Origin of the sequence: Marinilactibacillus sp. Marseille-P9653, assembly GCF_916618885.1 — a bacterium.
Taxonomy (GTDB): domain Bacteria; phylum Bacillota; class Bacilli; order Lactobacillales; family Carnobacteriaceae_A; genus Marinilactibacillus.
On the sequence record NZ_CAKAKH010000001.1, the window covers coordinates 285357 to 308869 of the forward strand.

Here is a 23513-nt window from a genome sequence, read left to right on the forward strand (position 1 = left end):
ATTTATGAAAATCGTTATTATCGGTTCAGTTGCTGCAGGAACTTCTGTCGCTGCAAAGGCAAGAAGAAATGATGAAACAGCTGAAATCGTCGTTTATGAAGAAGGTCATGATATATCTTATTCAGTTTGTGGAATGCCTTATTTTTTAGGTGGAGAAGTGGATACGGTCGACGAACTAATTCCCAGAGATGCAAAGTGGTTCAAAAAACGGTTCGAATTTGATATTCATACAAATCATCGTGTTACTGCAGTTCATCCTGAAATAAAAGAAATAGAAGTGTTCAACAAAGAAACTGGAAATACGAAAACAGAAGCTTATGATAAACTGATTTTAGCTACTGGATCTTACTCATTGACACCTCCGCCATTCAATCAAGGGACATTTGAAAATGTCTTTCATGTAAAGACGATGGACAATACGAAAAAAATCGATCAGTATATGCAAAATAATGAAGTCAAACATGCGGCGATTATTGGTTCAGGATTTATTGGTTTAGAAATGGCTGAACAATTTACCCAAAAAGGGATAAACGTTTCGATCATCGAATTAGCAGATCAAGTATTTCCAAAAATCGATCCAGATATGTCTTATCACTTACAAGAAAAGCTAAAAGAAAATGAAGTGGATCTTTACTTGGGAGATAAAGTAGAAACTTTAGAAGGAAATCAGAAAGTAACGCAGCTGCACACAGCTAACGGAAAGGATATTCCGGTAGATCTTGTCATTTTGGCAGTAGGTGTTAGACCTAGTACTTCACTAGCAGAAGCAGCAGGAATCAAACTTGGTGATACAGGAGCAATAAGCGTCAACACGGTTATGCAGACGTCCGAAAAAGACATTTATGCTGTTGGAGATGTTGCTGAAAGTTATCATCTGATTACTGGAAAACCAACGTATCATCCATTAGGATCTACAGCAAATAAAATGGGACGAATAGTAGGTGATCATCTTACAGGAGGTTCTTTATCCTTTAAAGGAACGCTTGGAACGGGTATTTTCCGCTTGTTTGACTTAACGGTTGGCTACACAGGATTATCCTATTCAGAGGCTCAAAAAGCAGGGTTCAACCCAATTGTGATTCATAATATCAAACCGGCTCATGCAACCTATATTGGCGGAAAAAATCTTCTGATCAAAGGTGTCGCTGACAAAGAGACTGGTAGGGTGCTGGGAGCGCAGATTGTTGGTCCAGAGGGTGTAGACAAGCGGATCGACGTTCTTGCAACAGCTATCACTTTTAAGGCAAATGCAGAAGACCTATTCCACCTGGATTTGGCTTATGCGCCGCCATTCAGTACAACCAAAGATCCCGTGCATTATACAGGGATGGTACTGGAAAATGCCCGTCATGAACTTCCAGTGATAACACCTGAAGAACTGTTGGCGCACTTGAAGGAACAGAAACCGATTCAAATCGTTGATGTGCGTTCTAAGTCGGCGTATGAAAAAGCTCATGTAGAACAAGCGATGCATCTTTCTATGCCGGAATTGCGTAAAGGACTTGAAGCGCTTGATAAGAATCTGCCAACAGTCGTTTACTGCAACAAAGGCGTAACCAGTAATACTGCCCAAAATGTATTACTGAACGTTGGATTTAAAACTGTCTATGTATTATCTGGTGGACATACGAACTATCAGTATTATAAAAATAGTATCAAACATTAAATAGTACGCTTATCCAATCATGTCTTCTGCGTAATCAGCTGGAGACATGGTCGGAGATAGCGATTTTTTTAGAGAGCTTAATCAAAAAATATTGATGAAGTAAATTGGAGGAAATGATGAGTAAAGTAGCAAAGAAAGACATTAGTGTATTTGAACGATATCTAACCGTATGGGTTCTGTTATGTATGGTAATAGGGGTTATGATTGGACAATTTGTTCCGCAGATTCCAGAACTGTTAAGTCGGTTTGAGTATTACCAAGTATCGATTCCAACGGCCATTTTAATCTGGATTATGATTTTTCCGATGATGCTCAAAATCGATTTCGCAAGCATCATGAACGCAACCAAGAAACCTAAAGGACTCTTTCTGACGACGACCGTCAACTGGTTGATCAAGCCGTTTACAATGTTTTTTATCGCTTCTTTTTTCTTTCTGATTGTATTCAATGGAATGATTGAAGGTGAACTAGCGAGAGAATACATTGCGGGAGCAGTCTTGCTCGGAGCGGCACCTTGTACGGCAATGGTGTTTGTATGGAGCAAACTGACAAATGGAGATCCTGCCTATACGCTGGTTCAGGTGTCGGTGAATGATATCATTATTTTAGTTCTTTTTGCACCGATCGTAGCACTTCTACTCGGTGTTGGAAATGTAGTTGTTCCTTGGAATACATTATTACTATCAACCGTTTTGTTTGTAGTGGTACCTCTAGTGCTAGGGATCGTTGTTAGAAAGCTTGTTGTCAGTAATAAAGGAGAGAATTATTTCGAAAAAACCTTTGTCAGTAAGTTTGACCGAGTAACGATGGCCGGATTATTATTGACACTGATCATTATTTTCTCTTTTCAGGGAGAGCGAATCGTTCAGAATCCGGTACACATAGTACTGATCTCAATTCCTCTGATTCTGCAGACGTTGCTTATTTTTGGGGTAACCTACTTTGGAGCATATGCTTGTAAATTACCTTATAATATCGCAGCACCTTCTGCAATGATTGGCGCAAGTAACTTTTTTGAACTATCAGTAGCAGTTGCTATTTCTTTGTTTGGGCTTAATTCCGGTGCCACATTAGCAACGGTTGTCGGTGTTCTTGTAGAAGTGCCGGTCATGTTGATGCTGGTAAAAGTAGCGAATCAAACACAAGGATGGTTTGATTTTAATAAGTAGAATGAAGCGTGAAGAACAGATAAGGCTTTAGCCGGATCTGTTCTTTTCATTTATCTTACAATAATAGTTTAGTAGAATGAAGATAGAACTATTAAGTAAAATATAAGAAAGAGGTAAAAAATGACGGTTACATATAAAGAAACAAAAGCTATACAGACGGAGAAAGTCAGAGAACTGTACGTAGATGCTGGGTGGATGGCATATACTGAAAAAAAGAACATCATTGATGCAATCGTACCAAACGCACTACAAGTGATTTCTGCTTGGGAGGGAGAGGAACTTGTAGGATTAGTTAGAACTGTTGGAGATGGTGTTTATATTATGTACATTCAAGATATCTTAGTGAAAAAAGCTTATCAAGGGAGAGGGATCGGAAGTCATCTATTACAAACGATATTATCTGGTAACAAACAGATTCCTCAAAAAGTATTAATGACAGAAGATACGGAAAAAACGATTAAATTTTATGAGAAAAATGGGTTTACAAAGGTGAACGGAAAAGAAACCGGTGTTGCCTTTTCAAGATATGATCGTTAAATCTATAAAAACTAGAAAATCATAAAATATAGGCATCTTTCCTCAGAAAGATGCCTATACCAATTTGTATTATATATACCAATATTAGTGGGGGTGCTTAAATTTCTGTCAATGCAATGGGTTCTCTTACTTTAAGCAACATATCGTAGTGAGCAATGTTCTCGTCGTAATACATATCGGAAATGATTTCAAACCCAAATGATTCGTAAAAATCTTTCAAGTAAGCTTCTGCTTGAATCTGAACTTCTCTTTTAGGATAACGAACGGAAATGTAATTTAAAGCGACTTTAAGTAATTCTCTTCCGTTTCCGATTCCTCTGGAATGCTCAGGTACAAGAACACGACCAAGCCAGATCTTATTGTCTTTATAGTAGATTCGACAATAAGCATTGATGGTGTCTTTACACCGTTTAACCAAATGGATAGCTTGTAGATCAATATCATCCACTTCCTGAAAAGCGGCTCCTTGTTCTACAACGAAAACCTTGGTACGTTCTCTTAAAATCGAATGAAGCTCTTTAGCGCTTAATTCTTCTAATTGTTTAAACTGCCACATATGATTAAAGTAATCCTCCTAGTCGATGACGAGCTCTTTAAGCTGCGCACCTTCAGTAAATGAGAAGTTAGCTCCCTCTCGCGAAATGTTGTTCTTCCTGTACAGTATACATAAAATAAAAAGATTCTCAAATGTCATTTTAAAGGGACTATTTTGGAAACGAATCAAGCGAGGTAAATGGCGTAAGAACGGCATTAACAGAGGGGATTTTGAGTTGATCTACTTACGAATAAGAAGTGATTGGTTGTGGTTTGATTTAGGAGATTAATTATCTGAAGTGAAAAGGAGAAAAACGAGCAAATTGCTCTTAGCTGACGAAAAAAATAAAAGAATTAAACATCCTTATACACAACAAAAGAGCCTGAACTTTTCAGTCCAGACTCTTTTAAGGGTCGCGCATATAAAGTTGAGAGGCATTATACACGCTAGGGTAGAGGCATTTATCATGCTACGAATCGACTTATATCGGCTTTAAGCAAGGAGAAAAAATAGATAGGAGTCAAGCCGTCAATTTCATAACTTGTGTCTAATTGTACTACAAAAGAAAACGGTTTTTAAATTATAGTCATATAATGTTAAAATTTGTTGAGAAAGGGGAACAAGCTATACCAATTTGATTTTTTTGTTCCCTTTTGAGGGTGTTTAGTAAAGATTGCGTAAAGGGATCATGCTAAAAACACTCGAACTTCTTCCTCTAAGCGTTGCTTCAAATTCTCTTCTTCTATAACTTCGAGTATATTTGTTCCTTTACGGATCCATTTTTCTCCGGTAGGATCTCCAGACTGGATCAAAGAGACGCCTTTTCTGGCATAACAGACCGCAAGCATATCATGTTTTTTTAATTCTTTTGCATAAAGAATCAAATTCTCTAAAGAGGTTAAAGCTTTACTATATTGATGGTTATCGATCAATAAGTAAACAAGATTAAACTGAAAATTGAATCTTAAATCGTTACTAGCTCTATAGTCTTCGTACTTATCTAATTGGGTGATTGCTCTATCTGAGATATGGATGGCTGAGTCTGCATTGAAAAAGTACAAGATATTATTTACTAGATAAATTTCAGTGAGTCTCCATTCATCAAAGCGTTCAAGACGATTCCAGACAGGCTGAACATATTTTCTAGCTAGTCGAATATCGTGAGTTTGAGCAAAGACGATTAAACCGGTATAGATTGCTTCGATGTCTTTAATAATGGGGTCCTCATTGTATTTCAAGTAATGAGAAACTTCGTCCTTCAATTTCTCTAATTCCTTAGGATCGTTGTAACTTTGAGAAATAAATGCATAAACGAGCGTACCTTTTTTAGAATGGCTGTAGTTTCCTTGAATGAATAAAAATTCTTCCACTGTCATTTCAAGGCGATCTAAGATTGCGAACAATTTTGGAGCAGAAGGTTCGGTCTCTTCTCGCTCAATTTTAGAATAAGTAGATTGACGCATGATGCCTTGAGCAACTTGCTTTTGAGTATACCCTTTTGATTCTCGTATCTTTCGAAGTAGCTTTCCGGATAGTTGATTAAAAGGTGCTTGGTTCTCTTCGAAATGATCCATAGTTACCCTCTTTTGTTAAGTTCAATTTATTAAAATTATACTATTTATTGGATTGGATTACCATATAACGATTCATTTTAACTATTTGAAATAGGGTTAAATTGGATAGGTTACACTCAGTTGGACAGAAAAGATAAGGTGTGTATACTAAACACAACATACACAGGAGGAATCTATCATGTCTACTCGTCGTCCACGTCGAACTTATACAGAAGAATTTAAGAAACAAATTGTTGATTTACACAAAGCAGGAAAATCAAGAAAAGAAATCATAGAAGAATATGATCTTACAGGATCGGCTTTTGACAAATGGGTACGTCAACATAGTCAAACCGGTTCATTCAAAGAAAGAGATAACTTAACACCTGAACAGAAAGAATTGAAAGAATTAAGGAAAGCAAATACCCAGCTTAAGATGGAAAATGATATTTTAAAGCAAGCGGCGCTGATATTCGGGCGAAAGTCGAAGTAATCAAACGCAACAAACATAACTATTCTATATCAGCGATGTGCCGTGCCCTTAAGATCAGTAGAGGATCTTATTATTACGAAGTAATAAAGAAAGAAAGTGACGCGGAACTCGAACAAGCGATTATTGAAGAGTTTGCCAAAAGCAAAAACAATTATGGCACGCGTAAACTGAAGAAAAGATTGAAGAAGCGTGCGTTTATCGTATCTCGTCGGAGAATTGGACACATTAGGAAAAAGTTTCATCTGGTGTCCAAGTATGATAGACCATCATACAAACCACAAAAGAGTGGAGTCAATCAAGCGAAGATTGAAAACGCATTGAACCGTGAGTTCAATCCGAAAGAGCCGATGAAAGCTATCGTCACGGACTTGACCTATGTCAAAGTTGCCAATAAGTGGTTCTATGTTTGTTTTATTTTAGACTTGTTTAACCGCGAGATCATCGGGTATTCTGCTGGTCCCAATAAGACAGCTGACTTAGTCCTGCAGGCTCTCGCTACAGTTAAGGGTGATTTACATACGGTCAACGTGTTCCATACTGACCGGGGAAAAGAATTCGACAACCATACTATTGATGAGTTACTGGATACCTTTGATATTGTGCGCTCGTTAAGTAGAAAAGGGAATCCTTACGACAATGCCGTAGCGGAGTCCACGTATAAATCATTTAAGTTTGAATTTGTCTACGACAACACATTCCATACACTCTATGAACTGCAGGTCCAACTTATGGACTACGTCCATTGGTGGAATCATTTTCGCCCACATGGATCATTGGACTACGAATCTCCTATCGATTATCGAAAAGATTGGGAACAGGAACAGTCTGAAATGGAAGTCTGCAAATCCGTTGTTCCCCAGCTGGTCGAAACTAGCCTCTCATTCAGTTAGAGAGGCAGAAGGAAAGTGAACTCAATCATCATTTACACCTTATAATTTTTGTTCAAAAAAGTGTTGACATACCAAATGTACATATAGATATTTCATTTATATTGTAAGATCGTTTAACAGGCTGATTAAATAAAGTAGAACACTTTTTTAAAGAGATACAAAGGAATTCAGTGAATTTTGATTACGATTGAATTTTGTACAGAAGTGTGTCCGATTTTTTGTGGTTTTTATGAAACAATTACGCTCAAAGCATTGTATTCATAAGGGATTTAGTATAAAGTGAAGAGAGTGATTTTGTGAAACAAATAGCTGTTTCACGAGTCAATATAAAAGGAGTTTTGGTTATGAATCCAGAAGAATTTAGAGCCGAGTTAGAACGTCGTGGTTTGCCAATCACTGACGAAAAAATGACTCAATTCAAACTTTATTTAGAACTACTTCAAGAATGGAATGAAAAAATCAATCTGACTGCCATTACAGAGCAAGAAGAAGTGTATCTAAAACATTTCTACGACTCTTTGACAGCTGGACTTTATGTAGATTTTAGTAAAGGGGTCCACAGCTTATGCGATGTAGGCTCAGGTGCTGGCTTTCCCAGTATCCCCCTGAAAATTCTTTATCCAGAATTATCGATCACAATCGTAGATTCACTGAAAAAAAGAATCAACTTTTTAGAAGTTGTCGTAGATGCACTGAACTTAACGGGTGTAGAGCTCTTGCATGACCGCGCTGAAACGTTTGGTCAAAACAAACAGTATAGAGCAACTTATGATTTTGTAACCGCTAGAGCGGTTGCTAGAATGAGCGTTCTTGCTGAATTATGTTTGCCACTTGTTAAAAAAGGTGGATCCTTTATTGCGATGAAAGCAGCACATGCGCCTGAAGAATTAAAGGACGCAGAAAAAGCCATTGCTACACTTGGTGGGAAGATCAAAGATGACTTTTCTTTTGAGTTGCCAAGCGAAGCAGGCGAAAGACACATTATTATGATCGACAAAAAGAAAGAAACACCAAACAAATACCCTAGAAAACCAGGAACACCAAACAAGACCCCATTATAATTAGAAAATGAAAGTCTGGAGGATTCAAATGGCGCAGATTATTGCCGTTGCGAACCAAAAGGGTGGTGTAGGTAAAACAACTACGACTGTCAATTTGGGTGCATCACTTGCTTATGCAGGGAAGAAAATATTATTGATTGATATGGACGCACAAGGGAATGCTACAAGTGGATTAGGCATTCGTAAAGGAGAAGTTGATAGAGATATTTACGATGTTTTAATTAACGAAGTACCTCTTGAAGAAGTCATTTTGCCTACTAGTAGAGAAAATCTCTCTATTGTACCTGCTACGATTCAACTGGCAGGAGCAGAAGTTGAACTGACGAGTCTTATGGCTAGAGAAACACGACTTAAAAGAGCGATTGAAACCATTGATGAAGGTTATGACTATGTATTGATTGATTGCCCGCCATCTTTGGGTCATTTGACAATCAATGCTTTTACAGCGAGTGATTCTGTCTTGATTCCGGTTCAGTGTGAATACTATGCGCTTGAAGGATTGAGTCAGTTATTGAATACGGTCCGCCTTGTTCAGAAACATTTCAATAAAGAATTGAAAGTAGAAGGCGTACTCTTAACGATGCTGGATGCAAGAACAAACCTTGGATTCGAAGTCGTTAACGAAGTGAAAAAATATTTTCGCGAAAAAGTTTACAATACAATCATCCCAAGAAACATTCGCTTGTCCGAAGCACCAAGTTACGGACTTTCGATCATTGACTATGATTTAAGGTCGAAAGGTGCAGAAGTCTACCAAGAGTTAGCGAAGGAAGTGATGACGAATGGTAAATAAGAAAAAAGGATTAGGCCGTGGAATCGATGCATTGTTTGATGTGCCAGATTTCGAAAAAGAAGTGAATCGTGACGACGAGCGTGTAGAATTGATTGCACTTGATGAAATTCGTCCGAATCCCTATCAACCTAGAAGACATTTTGATGAGGCAGCACTGAACGAGCTTGCGAGTTCTATCGAGGTATCTGGTGTACTTCAACCTATTATCCTGAGAAAATCTTCCGTAAAAGGATATGAAATTATAGCCGGAGAACGTCGCTTTAGAGCATCTAAGATTGCTGGAAAAGAGACGGTTCCAGCTATCATTCGTGAATTAGACGAAGAAGTTATGATGCAAGTTGCGATACTTGAAAACTTGCAACGGGAAGATCTGACATCACTTGAAGAAGCGGAAGCTTATAATATGATGATGGAAAAATTGTCTATGACTCAAGAAAAAGTAGCCGAAAAACTAGGCAAAAGCCGTTCTTACATCGCCAATCATTTGAGATTATTAACATTACCGATAGAAGTGAAAAATCTTCTTCAGGAAAACAAATTGTCTAACGGACAAGCGAGAACACTGCTAGGTCTTAAAGATAAGAAAAAACTAACAAAACTTGCAAGACGTACGGTTAAAGAAGGCCTTACAGTAAGACAATTAGAACTTCTGGTAGCGGAAGCAAATCAGAAGCCTAAAACAGAGCCTAGCGCAAAAGTAGAAGTAGATAAATCTATTTACATCAAACGTTCGGAAGAATTGTTAACAGATAAATTTGGAACGAGCGTAGTGATACGAGAAAAAGGTAAAAAAGGTAAGATTGAAATTGAGTATGTCTCTCAAGATGATTTGAATCGGATATTAGAAGATTTAAATATTGATTTTGATTGATTCAGGAGGCAAAAGCAAATGGATAAAGCATACGAACTGAATGACATCGTTGAAATGAAGAAAAAGCATCCTTGTGGTGTAAACCGTTGGGCCATTATTAGAATGGGCGCGGACATCCGTGTAAAATGTGAGGGATGCGGCCAGTTAGTACTGATGCCTAGACGAGAGTTTGAAAGAAAAATGAAAAAGGTTCTAGTTAAAGCAGATGCAACTGAATCTTAATTATTCTGTAAAATAGCTAGACTAAAAATTATGAGGAAAAGAAAGGTGAATACAAAGAATGCCTTTAACAGCAGGAATCGTCGGTTTACCAAACGTCGGAAAATCGACATTATTTAATGCCATTACAAAAGCAGGAGTCGAAGCAGCAAATTATCCGTTTGCGACTATTGACCCCAACGTAGGAATCGTAGAAGTACCAGACCGTAGACTAGACAGATTAAAAGAACTCGTTAATCCTAAAAAGGTAGTTCCCACTACTTTTGAATTCACAGATATTGCAGGTATTGTAAAAGGTGCCAGTAAAGGGGAAGGACTAGGAAACAAGTTCCTAGCTAACATCCGTGAAGTAGACGCAATTTGTCACGTGGTTCGTTGTTTTGAAGATGAAAACATTACGCATGTATCTGGATCCGTAAATCCAGCTGATGATATCGAAACTATCAACTTGGAACTTGCGCTTGCAGACTTAGACGCAGTGGAAAAACGCTACGATCGCGTTAAAAGACAAGCTAAATCCAAAGACAAAGAGTCTATGGAAATGGTAGCTGTACTAGAAAAAATCATTCCTGTTTTAGAAGAAGGCAAACCAGTCAGAATGCTTTCATTTACACCAGAAGAATTGCCGATTGTGAAATCACTCTTCTTGTTAACAAGTAAACCTGTTTTGTACGTAGCCAATGTTGCAGAAGAAGACATTGCGGATGCAGAAGGTAATGCCTACTTGGAAACAGTGAAAAGTATTGCTGCTGAAGAAGGAGCAGAAGTTGTAACCATCTCTGCAGCAATCGAAGAAGAAATCGCTGAACTAGACGATGAAGAAAAAGCGATGTTTTTAGAAGATCTTGGCGTAGAAGAGCCTGGACTAGATAAATTGATTCGTTCTTCTTACGACTTACTGGGACTTGCAACATTCTTTACTGCAGGCGAACAAGAAGTACGGGCGTGGACATTCCGTAAAGGCATGAAAGCTCCACAAACTGCAGGTGTGATTCATAGTGACTTTGAGCACGGATTTATTCGTGCTGAAACAATTGCCTATGCTGATTACGACGCTTTAGGAAGCGAAAAAGCGGCAAGAGAAGCGGGTAAATTGCGTTCAGAAGGAAAAGAATATGTCGTACAAGATGGAGATGTCATTCTTTTCAGATTCAACGTATAAGAATGCACATATTTAAAGGGGGACATCATCTTGTTCAATAAAAAGAAACAAGAGCCTGTCGAACAGCCAGAAAAAATCGCTGAGCTGGCGACTAAGCAAGAAGAAAATGCAAGAATGAGAGAACAGCTTACAAATAAAAATAGTGAGTATATGTTGAAACTAAACCGAAGCTTGGATGAGCGCGGTGTTTCAGAAGAAAGAAAAACACTCATCTTTAATGATATGTTGAAGAACATTGTTGAACAACAAGATCATCACCTTACAGCTCGTAAAATTTACGGAACTGTAACAGACCAAGCAAATTATTTAACAGAGAATCCAACATCCAGTGAACAAAAAGAGGTCGTTCGATCAGAACCTTGGAAGCTGTACATTGATGGTGGATTACTGTTAGGTGGAATGTTTGCGATCCTTTCAGGGATTTCTGGAATGTTTGGTAGAGGAGATAGTCAAGCAGTAGGTATGCAATTAATGGTACTCATTCTAAACTTTGTTTTAGGTGGTTTTGCCTTTATGATCATTACCAAGTATGCACCGGTACCAGGAGAAAAAGGTGGATTCATCAAGTATATTCTGGCGACAGTATTAGCGATGATGGGTTTTGTACTTTTCATCTCTCTAGGAGCGCTGATTCCAGAAGCAATCAATCCAGTTATTCCTTCACCAATTACTTTAGTCATAGGTGTTGTGGCAATTGCAGCTAAATGGTATTTGAAACGCAAGTTAAATACCCAAGGAACGTTATTTTAAAAGTAAATTGCAAAAGAGTCTCTTCGAAGCAAATTAAACTTTGGAAAGGCTCTTTTTTGCATCCATAGAGAGTAAATGCAATCTAAATTGGGGTTTTAAATACGTATTATAAATTAATTTGCAGACAAATAGTTCGCTATTGTAGCGCTAACAATGAAATTCTCTATTAAGTTTATTAGAAAGTTCTTACATGGGTGAAATGGGTGTTGACCTGACCAGATATGGGTGGTAATTTAGTTATTAAAAATTACGATAGCTAAGGGATAAAGTATAATTGGAGGAGAAAATATGGGAAATTGGGAAACGAAATTCAATAAAAAAGGATTTACGTTTGATGATGTGCTGTTACTACCAGCAGAAAGTCACGTTTTACCAAACGATGTCAATTTACAAGTAGAACTATCAGACTCTGTTAAATTAAATCTACCGGTTCTAAGTGCTAGTATGGATACTGTTACGGCATCAGGGATGGCCATTGGGATGGCTCGTCAAGGTGGTCTTGGAATCATTCATAAAAATATGACAGTAGAACAACAAGCCGAAGAAGTTCGAAAAGTAAAACGTTCGGAATCTGGTGTCATCATTGACCCATTCTTCCTTACTCCAGAACATTTGGTTTCGGAAGCTGAAAAACTAATGTCAACTTATCGAATCAGTGGTGTACCGATTGTAGAAACAATGGAAAATAGAAAATTTGTTGGGATTTTAACAAACCGCGACATGCGTTTTATTACAGATATGAATGAAAAAATTCAAGACGTGATGACAAAAGAGAATTTAGTGACCGCTCCTGAAGGTACATCACTTGAAGAAGCAGAGCTTTTATTGAAAGAACACAAAATCGAAAAGTTACCTTTGGTTGATGCAAATGGCTGGTTGAGTGGTTTAATTACAATCAAAGATATTGAAAAAATTACGCAGTTTCCAAATGCAGCAAAAGATAAACATGGTCGTTTATTAGCAGGTGCTGCTGTAGGTATTACCAAAGACACCTTTGAGCGTGCTCAAGCGCTGATTGACGCTGGAGTGGATGTTATTGTAGTCGATACAGCACACGGCCACAGCGCGGGTGTATTAAGAGAAATGAAAAAAATCCGCGAAGAGTTTTCTGATGTTACACTGATTGCAGGTAACGTTGCAACAGCAGAAGGTACACGTGCCTTGTTTGAAGCTGGCGCGGATGTCGTAAAAGTTGGGATTGGACCTGGCTCAATTTGTACAACAAGAGTGGTTGCAGGTGTTGGAGTTCCTCAAATTACTGCGATTTACGATTCAGCTTCAGTTGCGAGAGAATATGGTAAACCAATCATTGCAGATGGCGGAATCAAATATTCAGGTGATATTGCAAAAGCACTAGCTGCGGGTGGACATGCAGTCATGCTCGGAAGTATGCTTGCGGGAACAGATGAATCTCCTGGTGAATTCGAAATTTATCAAGGTCGTCGTTTTAAAACCTACCGTGGTATGGGAAGTCTAGGAGCGATGCAAAAAGGATCAAGTGACCGCTACTTCCAAAGTGGCGAAACAGAAGCAAATAAATTGGTTCCAGAAGGAATCGAGGGACGCGTTGCGTACAAAGGTAGCGTTCAAGATATTATCTTCCAATTAGTTGGCGGATTACGTTCTGGTATGGGTTATGTTGGTGCAGCAAACTTGAAAGAACTGAGAGAAAATGCACAGTTTATCGAAATGTCTGGAGCGGGTCTTAAAGAGTCCCATCCGCATGATGTTCATATAACAAAAGAAGCACCAAACTATTCAGTATAATTAAAACCATGATTGAAAGCATCGAGACTATTCTTGATGCTTTTTTTGTACTAAAATAGACTATCTTTTAAAGGGGTAGTTTGCTATTCTATAAGGTATAAACTTAATTTGAAGGAGAATGAAATGAACATTTTTGAAGGATATCCCTTAAGAAAGATATTAAAGAGAGAACAAGCGTTAATGTGGTTGCTTTCTCCGATTGCATTGCAGTTAATACTAGGTATTATTGTTCCCATACTTCTTTTAGCAACCAATGCAGACGCTGTCGCAAGTCTTTCACAAGCTGAGCTTCTTGAGGCTATGGAGCCAGTATTAAATGTCGTAGGCTCAGTTGCTTCTATATTACCGTTATTTATTTTACCTTTAATCATTCTTGGTAGAAAGATTCCATTAATCAATCGAAAACAACTTAGTCGTGAAGATTGGAAAGTGATCCCGGGATTAAATACACAGGATTGGAAATTTTTAGCTTGGTACATACCTGTTTCATTTATTCTTTTGAATATCGGAAGTACATTACTGTCTATGGTTTTCGAGAATTCAGAAGCTATTAATCAAGAAGCTATCGAAGAACTTGTTGGAGTGACGCCCGCATGGGTGATGTTTTTAATGGTTGTGATTGCTGCTCCCATCGTTGAAGAATGGTTGTTTAGAGGGTTGATTTTATTCCGTCGTGATTCACTGGATGCTTCCTGGATTTCTGTTATTGTCAGCTCAATTATATTTGGAGCGTTTCACGTCCCAACGAATATCCCGTCTGCCTTTACCTATATCGGTATGGGCTTCATGTTTGCTTACGCAGCTAAACGAACAAAAAGTGTAGAAGCTTCTATTTTTTATCATATGTTAAATAATTCTATAGCTTTCATAGCATTATACGCAGTCGTATAAAAAAGAAAAAAAGACCGTAATATCCTCTTGTTTAAATAGAGGATATTACGGTCTTTTTATTTGTTGCCTTCTAATTCAAGCAAGTCCATTTTCATCGGTAACCCACCTCGAAAACCTCTAGGTGCACCGTTTTTTGGTCCCACACGGTGACAAGGATAAACAATCTGTAAAGGGTTCTTACCGATAGCTGTTCCAACTGCCCTGGAATGAGTGGCACCTTTGTTTAACGTAGCTGCAATATCACTGTAGGTGACTGTCTGGCCATAAGGGATCCCAAGCAACGCCTTCCAAACCATTATCTGAAATGGTGTACCTATGAGTTCGACAGGAAAAGTGAAATTTTCTCTTTTTTTAGAAAGATACTCTTCAAATTGCTGAATATAAAGAAAAAGTTTTTGATCGTCCCTCGCTAAAGTCGTCTTGAACGGTAAACGACTCACCCAACCTTCAAGTTCCTCTTTATTCTTAGGAGAAGACCCCACAAAAATCAATCCATTATTGTTAGCGAGAATGTAAAACGACCAATGGTCATAAACGACTTCTGAAAAGTAAAGTTCTGTCTGCATGCGAGTTCCTCCTTACGTTTCAGTCATCTTTTACTAAATAGAATGCTCAGTCAATGCAGATTTGATTTCTTGCATAACATAAATTTTATCTTCATTGCGGTCAAGATCGATCTTATCAATATCAATCACTAATGTAGGGCTTTGATCGTAAGCATTAAACCAATCGTCATAACGACTATGTAATTTAGTATAATACTCCAACAATTCAGGATTACCATCAACTTGTTCAAAAGAGCGTCCTCTTTTTTGAATTCTATTCAAATGCGTTTCCAAAGATCCACGCAGATAAATTAATAAATCTGGGGCTTTTTTAGGAATATCCTGAAGCTCTTCCATCATATTTTCCAGAAGATCTGTATAAAGAATCATTTCAGCCTCACTCATATTGCCTTCTTCATAATTAATTTTAGTAAATAAAGCATCTTCATAAATTGAGCGGTCTAAAACATTGTGTCTATGGACTAAGGCCTCTTTGATACTTCTAAAACGCGTATTCAAAAAGAAAATCTGTAAAGAAAAGGCCCATCTCTTTGGATCAGCATAAAACTTTTCAAGAATAGGATTATCAACTACTTGCTCATAAAAAGCCTTACTTTGAAATTCCTCTGAAATAAATGTTGTAAATGTACTTTTACCTGCGCCGATCATACCTGCTAAAACGATCACTGACATCTTATCTCCTTCCATTCTTTAAAAAATACTCCCTAATATCATACCACAGGAATCTTCCAACTATTATTAAGATTTCTGAAACCTTTCCATTTTATCCAGAAGGTTCTAAAATTGAAGTTATAGTGGTATTACCTGATGGAAGTTTCAGTATTCCAATAGGAAGACCAGTTGCTTCAGGAGAAGTTATTAGAGTCTACACTGAGGTAACAAGAGACGGTGAAGAAATGAGAAGTGACGCGGTTGTTATGTCTGGAGGAAGAGGACAAATTGGAATCGTACCAGGTAGAGATAGTGTTCGTGGACCATCATCTAGACCTAGTGGGTTCTTACCTCAGACTTCTAGTGCAGATACAATCACTCTGACAGCTATTGGTTTAGGCTTAATCGGACTTGCTGGAGCATTGTTCTTCAAAAATAGAAAAAGAAAAAATCAAGTATAAGAATAGTAAAATGAACTAAGCAAAGACTAAAAAAGCCATTACCCTGAAAATTTAGGGTAGTGGCTTTTTAGCGTGAAATGAAAATTAGATTAGATAGATTCATTTAAATCAAAATAGGAGGCAATTTCTTCTGATTCGTCAACGGGAATAGTGTCTAGTAAGGTGCCTTGAGTTAAAAGTCGTTTATCACCATCATAATTACAGGTAATCAAGGTGACCAAGGCTTCATCTGTATCTTCAATTACAGATACTTGCGTGGGGTCAATGATTTTATGGGTAACAATTTCATACACATAAAAATTTGAAGCATCTGTCAGATAAACTTTCATACCTGTTTCGGCCCTGTGAAGAGGTGCAAATAGTAAAGTAGGATCTTTCATGTTGTGACTTGCCAGGGAGTAATTGTCTTGTCCCATTTGTTGATCTTGTTTCATCGTTCCTGCGCCACTCAAAAGGTTGTTGTTTGATAGACCTTTTAAAATAGAAAGGTGCAAGCCGACTTCCGGAATGGCAATCGAACCAATCACAGGTAAATCTGAATCAGACAACTGCGCTTTGAGAACGTCTGTTATAGAGACTTCTTCAACGGATTCAAAATCAAAATCCCCATCGTAAGAAAGGTTTTGTTCTATATCCGATGTAGTGACTGTTAATGTTTCTGCGCTCCTCCGCTGCACTAAAAGATTTTGCAAAGGTTCTGCAGCTAAGAACATAAGACCTAGAATAAGTAAAAAAGCAGCAAGAAAAGAAATGGTTTTGGATTTTGTTTTATCAGACATGGATTTCACCTTTTGGATTTAGATTATGACGATATACACAGTATACAGTATTTAATGGACATTTGTGTTAAAAAATTGGCTGATTTATAAAACCGGTTCAAGTTTTTCAGTGAAATTCTGATAGTAGAAAAAAGTTAAAAATAATCGTACGTACTTTAAGCGTATTAGTTGTATACGTCTACATTTTTTCCTTAAGATAGAAAGTAACTAGTCGAACGATTTATAAGGAGGAGTATGAAAGTGAATCAGAGAACAATTGATAAAGGTATGCCTTTGAACAGTATGAAATTGAAGTTGAAAAAATTAAAAAATCAAGTGATGGTGATCACTGGAGCAACAAGCGGAATTGGGCTTGTTACTGCAAGAATGGCAGCGGAACAAGGTGTTAAACTAGTACTTGCGGCTCGAAATGAAGAGGCTTTGAATATTCTTCAAAAAGAGTTGAAAGTAAGGGGAACAGAGTCTGTTTACGTAGTGGCAGATGTTTCTAAGGAAGAAGATATCGATAAAATTGCAGATAGAGCTATTGGACACTTTGGTGGATTTGATACTTGGGTAAATAATGCAGGAGTAGCTCTATATGGATATTCTGCAGAGATACCAGTAGAAGATATGCGTCATCTATTTGATATCAATTTCTGGGGTATTGTATACGGAACTAGAAAAGCCGTTGCGCATTACAAAGAAAAAGGAGAACCAGGATCGATTATCAATCTAGGGAGTGTAGTCGGCAACCGTGCTTTCCCAGTACAATCGATTTATTCTGCCAGTAAACATGCTATCAGAGGATTTACAGATGGAATCCGTATGGAACTTGAAAAAGAGCATGCGCCGGTCGTTATTTCTCAGATACATCCAGCAAGAGTGGATACACCATATACAGATCACGCAACCAGCTATATCGATAAAAAACCAACACATAAAGGAATTGTCTACCCACCAGAAAGTGTCGCAGAAGCGATTTTACATGTAGCTGAACATCCAAAACGCGACATGTATGTAGGTACACAAGCAAAATTCTTTTCTATCTTCGGGATGGTACATCCAAGAATTACGGATAAAATGATGGAAATCAATACATTCCAAACAAACTATGATGATGATCAAGCATCTCCGGCTCCAGAAGCAGGAAATTTATACGAGTCTAAAGAAGATCTATACGAAAGAGGTAGCAATTTAGGCTGGCATAGACCGAAAAGTCTTATGGTGAAAGCAAAAAAACATCCCGCACTTTCAACCATTGGACTTATGACGGTTGGAGCTGCAGTAGCAGCGTTAAAAGTGATAGAAGTTAAAAAAGCAATGGAAGTCAAAAAAGTAATGGAAATCAAAAAACTCAAAAAAAGCTTATTCTAAAAAAATAAAAAGCAGGGTGGCTTAAGCTACCCTGCTTTTTTAGTCTGAGAGCCCAGTATTTAAAAGTATGACATGGACAATTGATTGTTGAAGTAATTATTTTTAGCATCAATCGTAAAAGAGGAGTAAAAAAGATGAAGAGTTTAAATTATGCGCATAGAGGATTCAGCGGAGAATATCCGGAAAATACCATGATTGCCTTTGAAAAAGCACTTGAGGCAGGAGCTGATGGCATCGAGTTAGACGTACAGCTGACAAGTGACAAAGAGGTCGTGGTTTTCCATGATGATAAACTGGACCGATTAACCAATGGATCCGGATTTGTAAAGGACCATACATTAGAAGAACTGAACCAATTATCCTTTGATGTAGAAGAACGAGAAGGTGCAGAGAACTACAAAATTCCAACTTTGAACGAGTACTTAGAGTGGTCAGTAAGTACACCATTGTTAACCAATATAGAGTTAAAAGCCCTTTCAGGTGAAGATAATGGTCTAGAACAAAAAGTCGTGACAACACTACGTAGTTTTAACTGTATGAATCAAATCTTATTCTCTTCTTTCCACGAAGAAAGTCTGGCCCGAATAAAACAATTAGCACCTGAGGCTCAAACGGGTTTGCTTGTTTTGGATTGCAGCGAGAAAGAGATTCAAAAAGTTTATGAGATGGGTATAGATTGCATTCATCCACTCGGAAGCGCTGTAAATGAAACGGTTGTTAAACATATTCATAAAATGGGATTGAAAATTAATGTGTGGACGATTAACGTAGAAGCGAGTATAAAAGAAGCGCTGGCAAATGAAGTGGATGGTTTGATCACGGATTATCCCAATAGAGTGAGTCACTTACAAAATAATAAAGTGACTCATTAAGCGTGATGAATTGCTCTTGAAGAAATTAGATAACTCGATAAAGAAGACGTTTGAGACTTATGCAACTGCATAAGTCTTTTTTGACGAAAAATAGATTCCTATTAATTCTGCTTTAATCCTTGTTTTCAAATTCTTTTAAGTCATCAGTGAAAATGCCATCGGCGCCCATCTCATAAGCATAGAGACCATCCTTGTATGAATTGATTGTGTATACATGGAGTAATAAATTTTTAGAAGTGATCTCTTCTGAAAAGTCTTTATTTAATGCGGTGTAATTAACGCCTATTCCAGTAGCGTAACTGGAAACATCAAGCCATTCTTCTGGTGTCAGTTGTGCTGGTGTGTTTTTAAAATTATATAGTTGAATTAAAGGGACTTCAGGTTTGAGCTGATGTATTTTTTTAAGACTATCAGCACTGAACGATTGTATGAGAATATTTTTCGTTTTTTCCGAATGAGTTAAGAGATTATATTTCTCTAAGAGAGCCAATAGGGTTTCTTCCATATCTGAATAGAGGTCTGGACTTTTTGTTTCGATATAGTAGTTTGCATCCTGTCCGTATTCTTGAAAGAGCGTCTCTAAACGGACTATCGGGGTGTTTTCGAACTGCTTGTCTGCTTTGTCTGGATAGGTTTCATTAAACCAGGTCCCGGCATCCAAGTTTTCTATTTCCTCATAGGTATAGTCACTCGCATATCCTTGGCCATTTGTCGTACGTTCCAGCGTTTCATCGTGCATGACGACCAGTTCACCATCTTTAGTTTGCTGCAAGTCGATTTCTAGATAATCAGCATCCATTTCAAATGCCATTTGAAATGCGGGTAGAGTATGTTCAGGTGCATAGGCACTAGCCCCCCTATGGGCAATTAGAGCAAAGTTATTAGGTAGCTTAGGAGAAAATCTTTTTGAATAAACTGTTGTATAAAGTAAGACAACAATCCCAATACATAAAAATAGAACGATAAAGGCAGAAAGATATTTTCGAAACATAAAATTCAAGTCTCCTATCAAAGTGTGTTAACTATTAGCATAACGTATAAAGACTGAGTTATATAGGGTATTCACGGTAATTTTACAAAGAATACGCAATCTATAAATATGTAGTAAAAATTTACAATCTTAACAAAAATACCAAAGGAGAAGAGCTGAAAATTTACATAGCCTTGTTAAGATAATCCTGTTGGAAGAATTGAAAACGGATTTTTAATTGGAGGAACGCTATGGAACTCAATCAACAACCACTCATTACTGACAAAGGAAAAGGTATAAACCCAAAAGATAAGAAACGCAAATGGTCTGTAGAACCTTATATGTATTTAATACCAGCTATTGGAATCTTTTTTATGTTCACATACTGGCCATTCTTGCGAACGATTTACCGTAGTCTATTTCTGACAGATAACCGAGGTATTGAAAAAGTCTTTATAGGATTCAAAAATTATACGGATCTATTAACGTCTGCTTCATTTATGAATAGTTTGATGGTCACTATGCAGTACGTGGTTATCGTCTTGGTTATTGGGATGGGATTTGGCTTTTTAACAGCCGTTTTATGTAACAAAACGTTTCCTGGTATTCGGTTCTTTTCTACTGTATACGCTATGCCTATGGCAATTGCTTCCAGTGGGATTGCTATGGTATTTGGAATTATGCTGAATCAAAATATCGGAGCAGTCAATCAGCTGCTGGGAACGAATATCAACTGGCTGGCAGATCCGAAATGGGCCTTAATCAGTGTAGCCGTGTTAACAGGGTGGCTTAATAGTGGCATTAATTTTTTGTACTTTAGTGCCGGCATGTCGAATATCGATAGTAGTTTGTACGAGAGTGCTTCAGTTGATGGAGCAAATGGATGGAATCAGTTTCTCTATATCACATTACCTGGATTGAAGCATATTTCTTTCTACGTCATTGTTGTCAATATCATTGGAGCTTTTCAATCTTTTGGACAAATTAGAATCCTGACTTCTGGAGGACCCGGGCAATCGACGAATGTCATCGTACATGATATTTACCGCAATGCTTTTCAGAATTTCAGGTTCGGACTAGCATCAGCAGAATCAGTCATTTTATTTATCATTATTTCTATTTTAACTGTGCTGATGTTTAGAACACAGAGAAAGGGGAATTAAGTTGGCTGTTCATATAGAAGAAAGTACGCAACCATTTGTTTTAGATAAAGAACAATTAGCCTTAATCAAAAAGCAGGAAATGAAACAGAATTTAACTAAATTCATGCTGCTCGGAATCAATATCATATTAGTCAGTATTGTACTATTTCCACTACTTTACGCTGTTACAATGTCACTGAAATCACCATCAGAAGTTTACCGTTCAACGTTTCAATTTTTACCAGAGACGTGGCAGTTCTCTAATTACAGAGATGCATTTAATGTAGCGCCTTTAGGAAGGTATATCTTCAACTCTTTCGTCGTAGCATTAGCCATTACGGGCGGTCAGTTAGTTTCAGGAGCACTTGCAGCCTTCTCGTTTGAGTTCTTAGACTCTAAAGGAAAAGAAGTGATGTTCGCTTTAGTTCTAGCTACTTTAATGGTTCCAGGAGAAGCAACGATTGTCTCTAATTATCTGCAAATTAGTCAGTGGGGATGGTTAGATAGTTTTCCGGCACTGATTGTACCGTTCTTGACTTCGGCAACAACGATCTTTTTGTTCAGACAATTCTTCAAAAGTTTTCCGATTGCATTATATGAATCAGCTAAAATAGATGGTTGTAGTAATTTGCGCTTTATTTTCCAGATACTTCTACCCTTGAGTAAACCAGCAATAGGAGCCGTATCTGTAAATGCATTTATCAATGCCTGGAATATGTATATGTGGCCGCTACTCGTATCCGGATCGGATAAATACCGGACAGTACAGATAGGCGTTAGCATGATGAACAGCGTAGATTCGGAATCGATTGTGCTGATGTTAGCGGGAGTGGTTATCGTATTAATCCCGTCACTACTGATTTTTGTTGTTGGACAAAAATCACTCGTTAAAGGTCTGTTTTCAGGTTCAGTTAAAGGTTAATGATATAAAAATAATCGTACACAAAAAAAGGAGAAAAAATAATGAAAAAACTAAATTGGATTCAAACACTTGCTTTATCCGCAACAAGTTTACTTGCTCTTGGGGCATGTTCAACTGGCGACGCAGATACAGAAGCTCAGGCTGAAGATACGGGAATCAAGCAATCAGAGACTGTCACTGAAGACGCGTCAGCTGAAGGCCAAACGATTACGTTCTGGCATGCAATGGGTGGTGCTGGTGGAGAAGCACTTGAAGCGATCGTAGATAACTTCAATGAAACAAACGATCAAGACATCACCGTCGTATCTGAATTCCAAGGAACATATGATGACGCAATCACAAAATTGAGAAGTGCTTCCTTAGGAAACATGGAGGCTGATGTCGTTCAGATTTATGATATTGGAACACGGTATATGATCGATTCTGATTTGACGATTCCAATGCAACAGTTTATCGATGCAGAAAGCTATGATGTTTCTCAAATCGAGCCGAATATTGCTGCTTACTATACTGTAGAAGACAACTTATACTCTATGCCTTTCAATTCTTCTACACCTGTTCTTTATTATAATGAAGCATTATTTGAAGCAGCTGGTATTGAAGAAGCGCCGTCTACATTAGCGGAAATTGGTGAGATGCAAGATGCTTTAACTGAAGCAGGTGCGCAAATGCCGATTTCATTGACTATATATGGTTGGTTTGTAGAACAATTCATTGCTAAACAAGGACAAGAATTTGTAAACAATGGAAATGGTCGTGAAGCGATTCCGACAGAAGTAGAATTCATTGAAAATGGCGCAATGCAAAATATTCTTGAAGAATGGTATGCGCTATATGAGTCAGGCGCAGCGCCGAATGTTGGACGTGACGGAGGGTCTCCTGAGTTCGTATCTGGTCAGTCTGCAATGATGATCGGTTCAACTTCTAGTCTTTCTTCTATAATGAGTGAGGTCGGTGGAGAGTTTGAAGTTGGAACAGCTTATCTTCCTGCTATTTCTGAAGAAGATCAAGGTGGCGTATCAATCGGTGGTGCATCTGTATGGGCTATGGATAACGAAGACTCAGATAAGGCACAAGCTTCTTGGGAATTTATTAAATATCTTGTGACGCCAGAAATTCAAGCTGAATGGGCTTCCGCAACAGGCTATTTCCCAATTACAACAGCGACTCACGAAGAAGAAGTATTTAAACAAAATATCGAAGAATTCCCACAATTCCAAACAGCCATTGACCAGTTACATGCTTCTAATCCAGAATCTCAAGGTGCTTTCCTAAGTGTCTTTCCAGAAGCGCGTCAAATTGTTGAAAATGAAATTGAGAATATGCTAAATGGTTCAGCTACTCCCGAATCAGCTGCTCAAGAAATGGCTGATCAGATCAACGAAGCGTTAGAGAACTATAACTTAGTAAATTCCCCCGAGTAATTAAAAGGAGCGT

24 protein-coding genes are annotated in these 23513 nt (G+C 37.9%); 18 read left to right on the top strand and 6 right to left on the bottom strand.

The annotated features are described in order from the left end of the window. Positions 1-4 precede the first annotated feature (4 nt). From LG377_RS01480 to LG377_RS01490, 3 genes are all read left to right on the top strand, one after another. Positions 5-1666, top strand: a complete 1662-nt coding sequence (locus tag LG377_RS01480) for an FAD-dependent oxidoreductase (protein WP_225742957.1) — start codon at positions 5-7, stop codon at positions 1664-1666. Positions 1667-1779: 113 nt separating this feature from the next. Next, complete coding sequence (arsB, locus tag LG377_RS01485) at positions 1780-2835, top strand: ACR3 family arsenite efflux transporter (protein ID WP_225742958.1); 1056 nt, start codon at positions 1780-1782, stop codon at positions 2833-2835. A gap of 120 nt (positions 2836-2955) precedes the next feature. Then, the gene (locus tag LG377_RS01490; RefSeq protein WP_225742959.1) at positions 2956-3372 is read left to right on the top strand and encodes a GNAT family N-acetyltransferase; all 417 of its coding nucleotides are present in this window, start codon (positions 2956-2958) and stop codon (positions 3370-3372) included. 97 nt (positions 3373-3469) lie between these two features. Here the strand turns inward: LG377_RS01490 and LG377_RS01495 are convergent, their stop codons facing one another. Then, a complete protein-coding gene (locus tag LG377_RS01495) occupies positions 3470-3928 on the bottom strand; it encodes a GNAT family N-acetyltransferase (RefSeq protein ID WP_225742960.1) in 459 nt (152 codons plus the stop codon). Between the two features lie 665 nt (positions 3929-4593). Beyond that, entirely contained in the window at positions 4594-5481 is an 888-nt protein-coding gene (locus LG377_RS01500; protein ID WP_225742961.1) for a helix-turn-helix domain-containing protein, read from the bottom strand. Positions 5482-5659: 178 nt separating this feature from the next. Here LG377_RS01500 and LG377_RS01505 point away from each other — a divergent pair. The 9 genes from LG377_RS01505 to LG377_RS01545 all read left to right on the top strand — a co-directional run bounded on the left by LG377_RS01505 (position 5660) and on the right by LG377_RS01545 (position 14357). Further along, positions 5660-6843 (top strand): IS3 family transposase gene (locus tag LG377_RS01505; protein WP_225742962.1). Its coding sequence is split into 2 segments (ribosomal slippage): positions 5660-5945 and positions 5945-6843, totalling 1185 coding nucleotides; the frame shifts between segments, so codons are not numbered across the junction. Positions 6844-7187: 344 nt separating this feature from the next. Then, a complete protein-coding gene (gene rsmG / locus LG377_RS01510; protein WP_225742963.1) occupies positions 7188-7904 on the top strand; it encodes a 16S rRNA (guanine(527)-N(7))-methyltransferase RsmG in 717 nt (238 codons plus the stop codon). 28 nt (positions 7905-7932) lie between these two features. After that, the gene (locus LG377_RS01515; RefSeq protein ID WP_208559432.1) at positions 7933-8697 is read left to right on the top strand and encodes a ParA family protein; all 765 of its coding nucleotides are present in this window, start codon (positions 7933-7935) and stop codon (positions 8695-8697) included. Then, positions 8687-9568: a ParB/RepB/Spo0J family partition protein gene (locus LG377_RS01520; protein WP_225742964.1), complete on the top strand. Its 882-nt coding sequence runs from the start codon at positions 8687-8689 to the stop codon at positions 9566-9568. Before LG377_RS01515 ends, LG377_RS01520 begins: the two co-directional genes overlap by 11 nt. A gap of 18 nt (positions 9569-9586) precedes the next feature. Next, positions 9587-9790, top strand: coding sequence for a DUF951 domain-containing protein (locus LG377_RS01525; RefSeq protein ID WP_225742965.1), 204 nt, complete (start codon positions 9587-9589; stop codon positions 9788-9790). A 58-nt stretch (positions 9791-9848) separates the two neighbouring features. Then, positions 9849-10949 carry a redox-regulated ATPase YchF gene (gene ychF, locus LG377_RS01530; protein ID WP_225742966.1) on the top strand — a complete coding sequence of 367 codons (1101 nt, stop codon included), beginning with the start codon at positions 9849-9851 and terminating at the stop codon, positions 10947-10949. Between the two features lie 30 nt (positions 10950-10979). Then, positions 10980-11699, top strand: a complete 720-nt coding sequence (locus LG377_RS01535) for a DUF1129 domain-containing protein (RefSeq protein WP_225742967.1) — start codon at positions 10980-10982, stop codon at positions 11697-11699. 288 nt (positions 11700-11987) lie between these two features. Then, on the top strand, positions 11988-13466 hold the full coding sequence (gene guaB / locus LG377_RS01540; RefSeq protein ID WP_225742968.1) for an IMP dehydrogenase: 1479 nt from the start codon (positions 11988-11990) through the stop codon (positions 13464-13466). A gap of 123 nt (positions 13467-13589) precedes the next feature. Further along, positions 13590-14357: a CPBP family intramembrane glutamic endopeptidase gene (locus LG377_RS01545; protein ID WP_225742969.1), complete on the top strand. Its 768-nt coding sequence runs from the start codon at positions 13590-13592 to the stop codon at positions 14355-14357. 56 nt (positions 14358-14413) lie between these two features. On the opposite strand, the gene LG377_RS01550 is transcribed toward LG377_RS01545, so the two are convergent. Both LG377_RS01550 and LG377_RS01555 read right to left on the bottom strand, forming a co-directional pair. Beyond that, a complete protein-coding gene (locus tag LG377_RS01550) occupies positions 14414-14923 on the bottom strand; it encodes a methylated-DNA--[protein]-cysteine S-methyltransferase (protein ID WP_225742970.1) in 510 nt (169 codons plus the stop codon). 33 nt (positions 14924-14956) lie between these two features. Continuing rightward, complete coding sequence (locus tag LG377_RS01555) at positions 14957-15610, bottom strand: deoxynucleoside kinase (protein ID WP_225742971.1); 654 nt, start codon at positions 15608-15610, stop codon at positions 14957-14959. A gap of 107 nt (positions 15611-15717) precedes the next feature. Here LG377_RS01555 and LG377_RS01560 point away from each other — a divergent pair, with 107 nt between their 5' ends. Beyond that, entirely contained in the window at positions 15718-16035 is a 318-nt protein-coding gene (locus LG377_RS01560; RefSeq protein ID WP_225742972.1) for an LPXTG cell wall anchor domain-containing protein, read from the top strand. Between the two features lie 89 nt (positions 16036-16124). On the opposite strand, the gene LG377_RS01565 is transcribed toward LG377_RS01560, so the two are convergent. Further along, positions 16125-16814, bottom strand: a complete 690-nt coding sequence (locus LG377_RS01565) for a class A sortase (protein WP_225742973.1) — start codon at positions 16812-16814, stop codon at positions 16125-16127. A 240-nt stretch (positions 16815-17054) separates the two neighbouring features. On the opposite strand from LG377_RS01565, the gene LG377_RS01570 reads away from it, so the two are divergent. After that, entirely contained in the window at positions 17055-18170 is a 1116-nt protein-coding gene (locus LG377_RS01570; protein ID WP_225742974.1) for an SDR family oxidoreductase, read from the top strand. Positions 18171-18304: 134 nt separating this feature from the next. Next, positions 18305-19042: a glycerophosphodiester phosphodiesterase family protein gene (locus LG377_RS01575; RefSeq protein WP_225742975.1), complete on the top strand. Its 738-nt coding sequence runs from the start codon at positions 18305-18307 to the stop codon at positions 19040-19042. A 112-nt stretch (positions 19043-19154) separates the two neighbouring features. On the opposite strand, the gene LG377_RS01580 is transcribed toward LG377_RS01575, so the two are convergent. Next, the gene (locus LG377_RS01580) at positions 19155-20033 is read right to left on the bottom strand and encodes a glycerophosphodiester phosphodiesterase family protein (RefSeq protein ID WP_225742976.1); all 879 of its coding nucleotides are present in this window, start codon (positions 20031-20033) and stop codon (positions 19155-19157) included. A gap of 230 nt (positions 20034-20263) precedes the next feature. On the opposite strand from LG377_RS01580, the gene LG377_RS01585 reads away from it, so the two are divergent. From LG377_RS01585 to LG377_RS01595, 3 genes are read left to right on the top strand one after another with little or no spacing between them, the layout of a single operon-like run. Next, positions 20264-21175 carry a carbohydrate ABC transporter permease gene (locus LG377_RS01585; protein WP_225742977.1) on the top strand — a complete coding sequence of 304 codons (912 nt, stop codon included), beginning with the start codon at positions 20264-20266 and terminating at the stop codon, positions 21173-21175. Position 21176: 1 nt separating this feature from the next. Further along, the gene (locus LG377_RS01590; protein WP_225742978.1) at positions 21177-22076 is read left to right on the top strand and encodes a carbohydrate ABC transporter permease; all 900 of its coding nucleotides are present in this window, start codon (positions 21177-21179) and stop codon (positions 22074-22076) included. Positions 22077-22117: 41 nt separating this feature from the next. Beyond that, entirely contained in the window at positions 22118-23500 is a 1383-nt protein-coding gene (locus LG377_RS01595) for an ABC transporter substrate-binding protein (RefSeq protein ID WP_225742979.1), read from the top strand. The last annotated feature ends 13 nt before the right edge of the window (positions 23501-23513 follow it).

Bases quoted from the DNA above. Each gene is read 5' to 3' on its own strand.
- LG377_RS01495 (WP_225742960.1), bottom strand. From the start codon at position 3,928: ATGTGGCAGTTTAAACAATTAGAAGAATTAAGCGCTAAAGAGCTTCAT.
- LG377_RS01565 (WP_225742973.1), bottom strand. From the start codon at position 16,814: ATGTCTGATAAAACAAAATCCAAAACCATTTCTTTTCTTGCTGCTTTT.
- LG377_RS01555 (WP_225742971.1), bottom strand. From the start codon at position 15,610: ATGGAAGGAGATAAGATGTCAGTGATCGTTTTAGCAGGTATGATCGGC.
- LG377_RS01550 (WP_225742970.1), bottom strand. From the start codon at position 14,923: ATGCAGACAGAACTTTACTTTTCAGAAGTCGTTTATGACCATTGGTCG.
- LG377_RS01575 (WP_225742975.1), top strand. From the start codon at position 18,305: ATGAAGAGTTTAAATTATGCGCATAGAGGATTCAGCGGAGAATATCCG.
- LG377_RS01500 (WP_225742961.1), bottom strand. From the start codon at position 5,481: ATGGATCATTTCGAAGAGAACCAAGCACCTTTTAATCAACTATCCGGA.
- LG377_RS01595 (WP_225742979.1), top strand. From the start codon at position 22,118: ATGAAAAAACTAAATTGGATTCAAACACTTGCTTTATCCGCAACAAGT.
- LG377_RS01545 (WP_225742969.1), top strand. From the start codon at position 13,590: ATGAACATTTTTGAAGGATATCCCTTAAGAAAGATATTAAAGAGAGAA.
- LG377_RS01525 (WP_225742965.1), top strand. From the start codon at position 9,587: ATGGATAAAGCATACGAACTGAATGACATCGTTGAAATGAAGAAAAAG.
- LG377_RS01580 (WP_225742976.1), bottom strand. From the start codon at position 20,033: ATGTTTCGAAAATATCTTTCTGCCTTTATCGTTCTATTTTTATGTATT.
- arsB (WP_225742958.1), top strand. From the start codon at position 1,780: ATGATGAGTAAAGTAGCAAAGAAAGACATTAGTGTATTTGAACGATAT.
- guaB (WP_225742968.1), top strand. From the start codon at position 11,988: ATGGGAAATTGGGAAACGAAATTCAATAAAAAAGGATTTACGTTTGAT.
- LG377_RS01585 (WP_225742977.1), top strand. From the start codon at position 20,264: ATGGAACTCAATCAACAACCACTCATTACTGACAAAGGAAAAGGTATA.
- LG377_RS01480 (WP_225742957.1), top strand. From the start codon at position 5: ATGAAAATCGTTATTATCGGTTCAGTTGCTGCAGGAACTTCTGTCGCT.
- LG377_RS01515 (WP_208559432.1), top strand. From the start codon at position 7,933: ATGGCGCAGATTATTGCCGTTGCGAACCAAAAGGGTGGTGTAGGTAAA.
- LG377_RS01520 (WP_225742964.1), top strand. From the start codon at position 8,687: ATGGTAAATAAGAAAAAAGGATTAGGCCGTGGAATCGATGCATTGTTT.
- LG377_RS01490 (WP_225742959.1), top strand. From the start codon at position 2,956: ATGACGGTTACATATAAAGAAACAAAAGCTATACAGACGGAGAAAGTC.
- ychF (WP_225742966.1), top strand. From the start codon at position 9,849: ATGCCTTTAACAGCAGGAATCGTCGGTTTACCAAACGTCGGAAAATCG.
- rsmG (WP_225742963.1), top strand. From the start codon at position 7,188: ATGAATCCAGAAGAATTTAGAGCCGAGTTAGAACGTCGTGGTTTGCCA.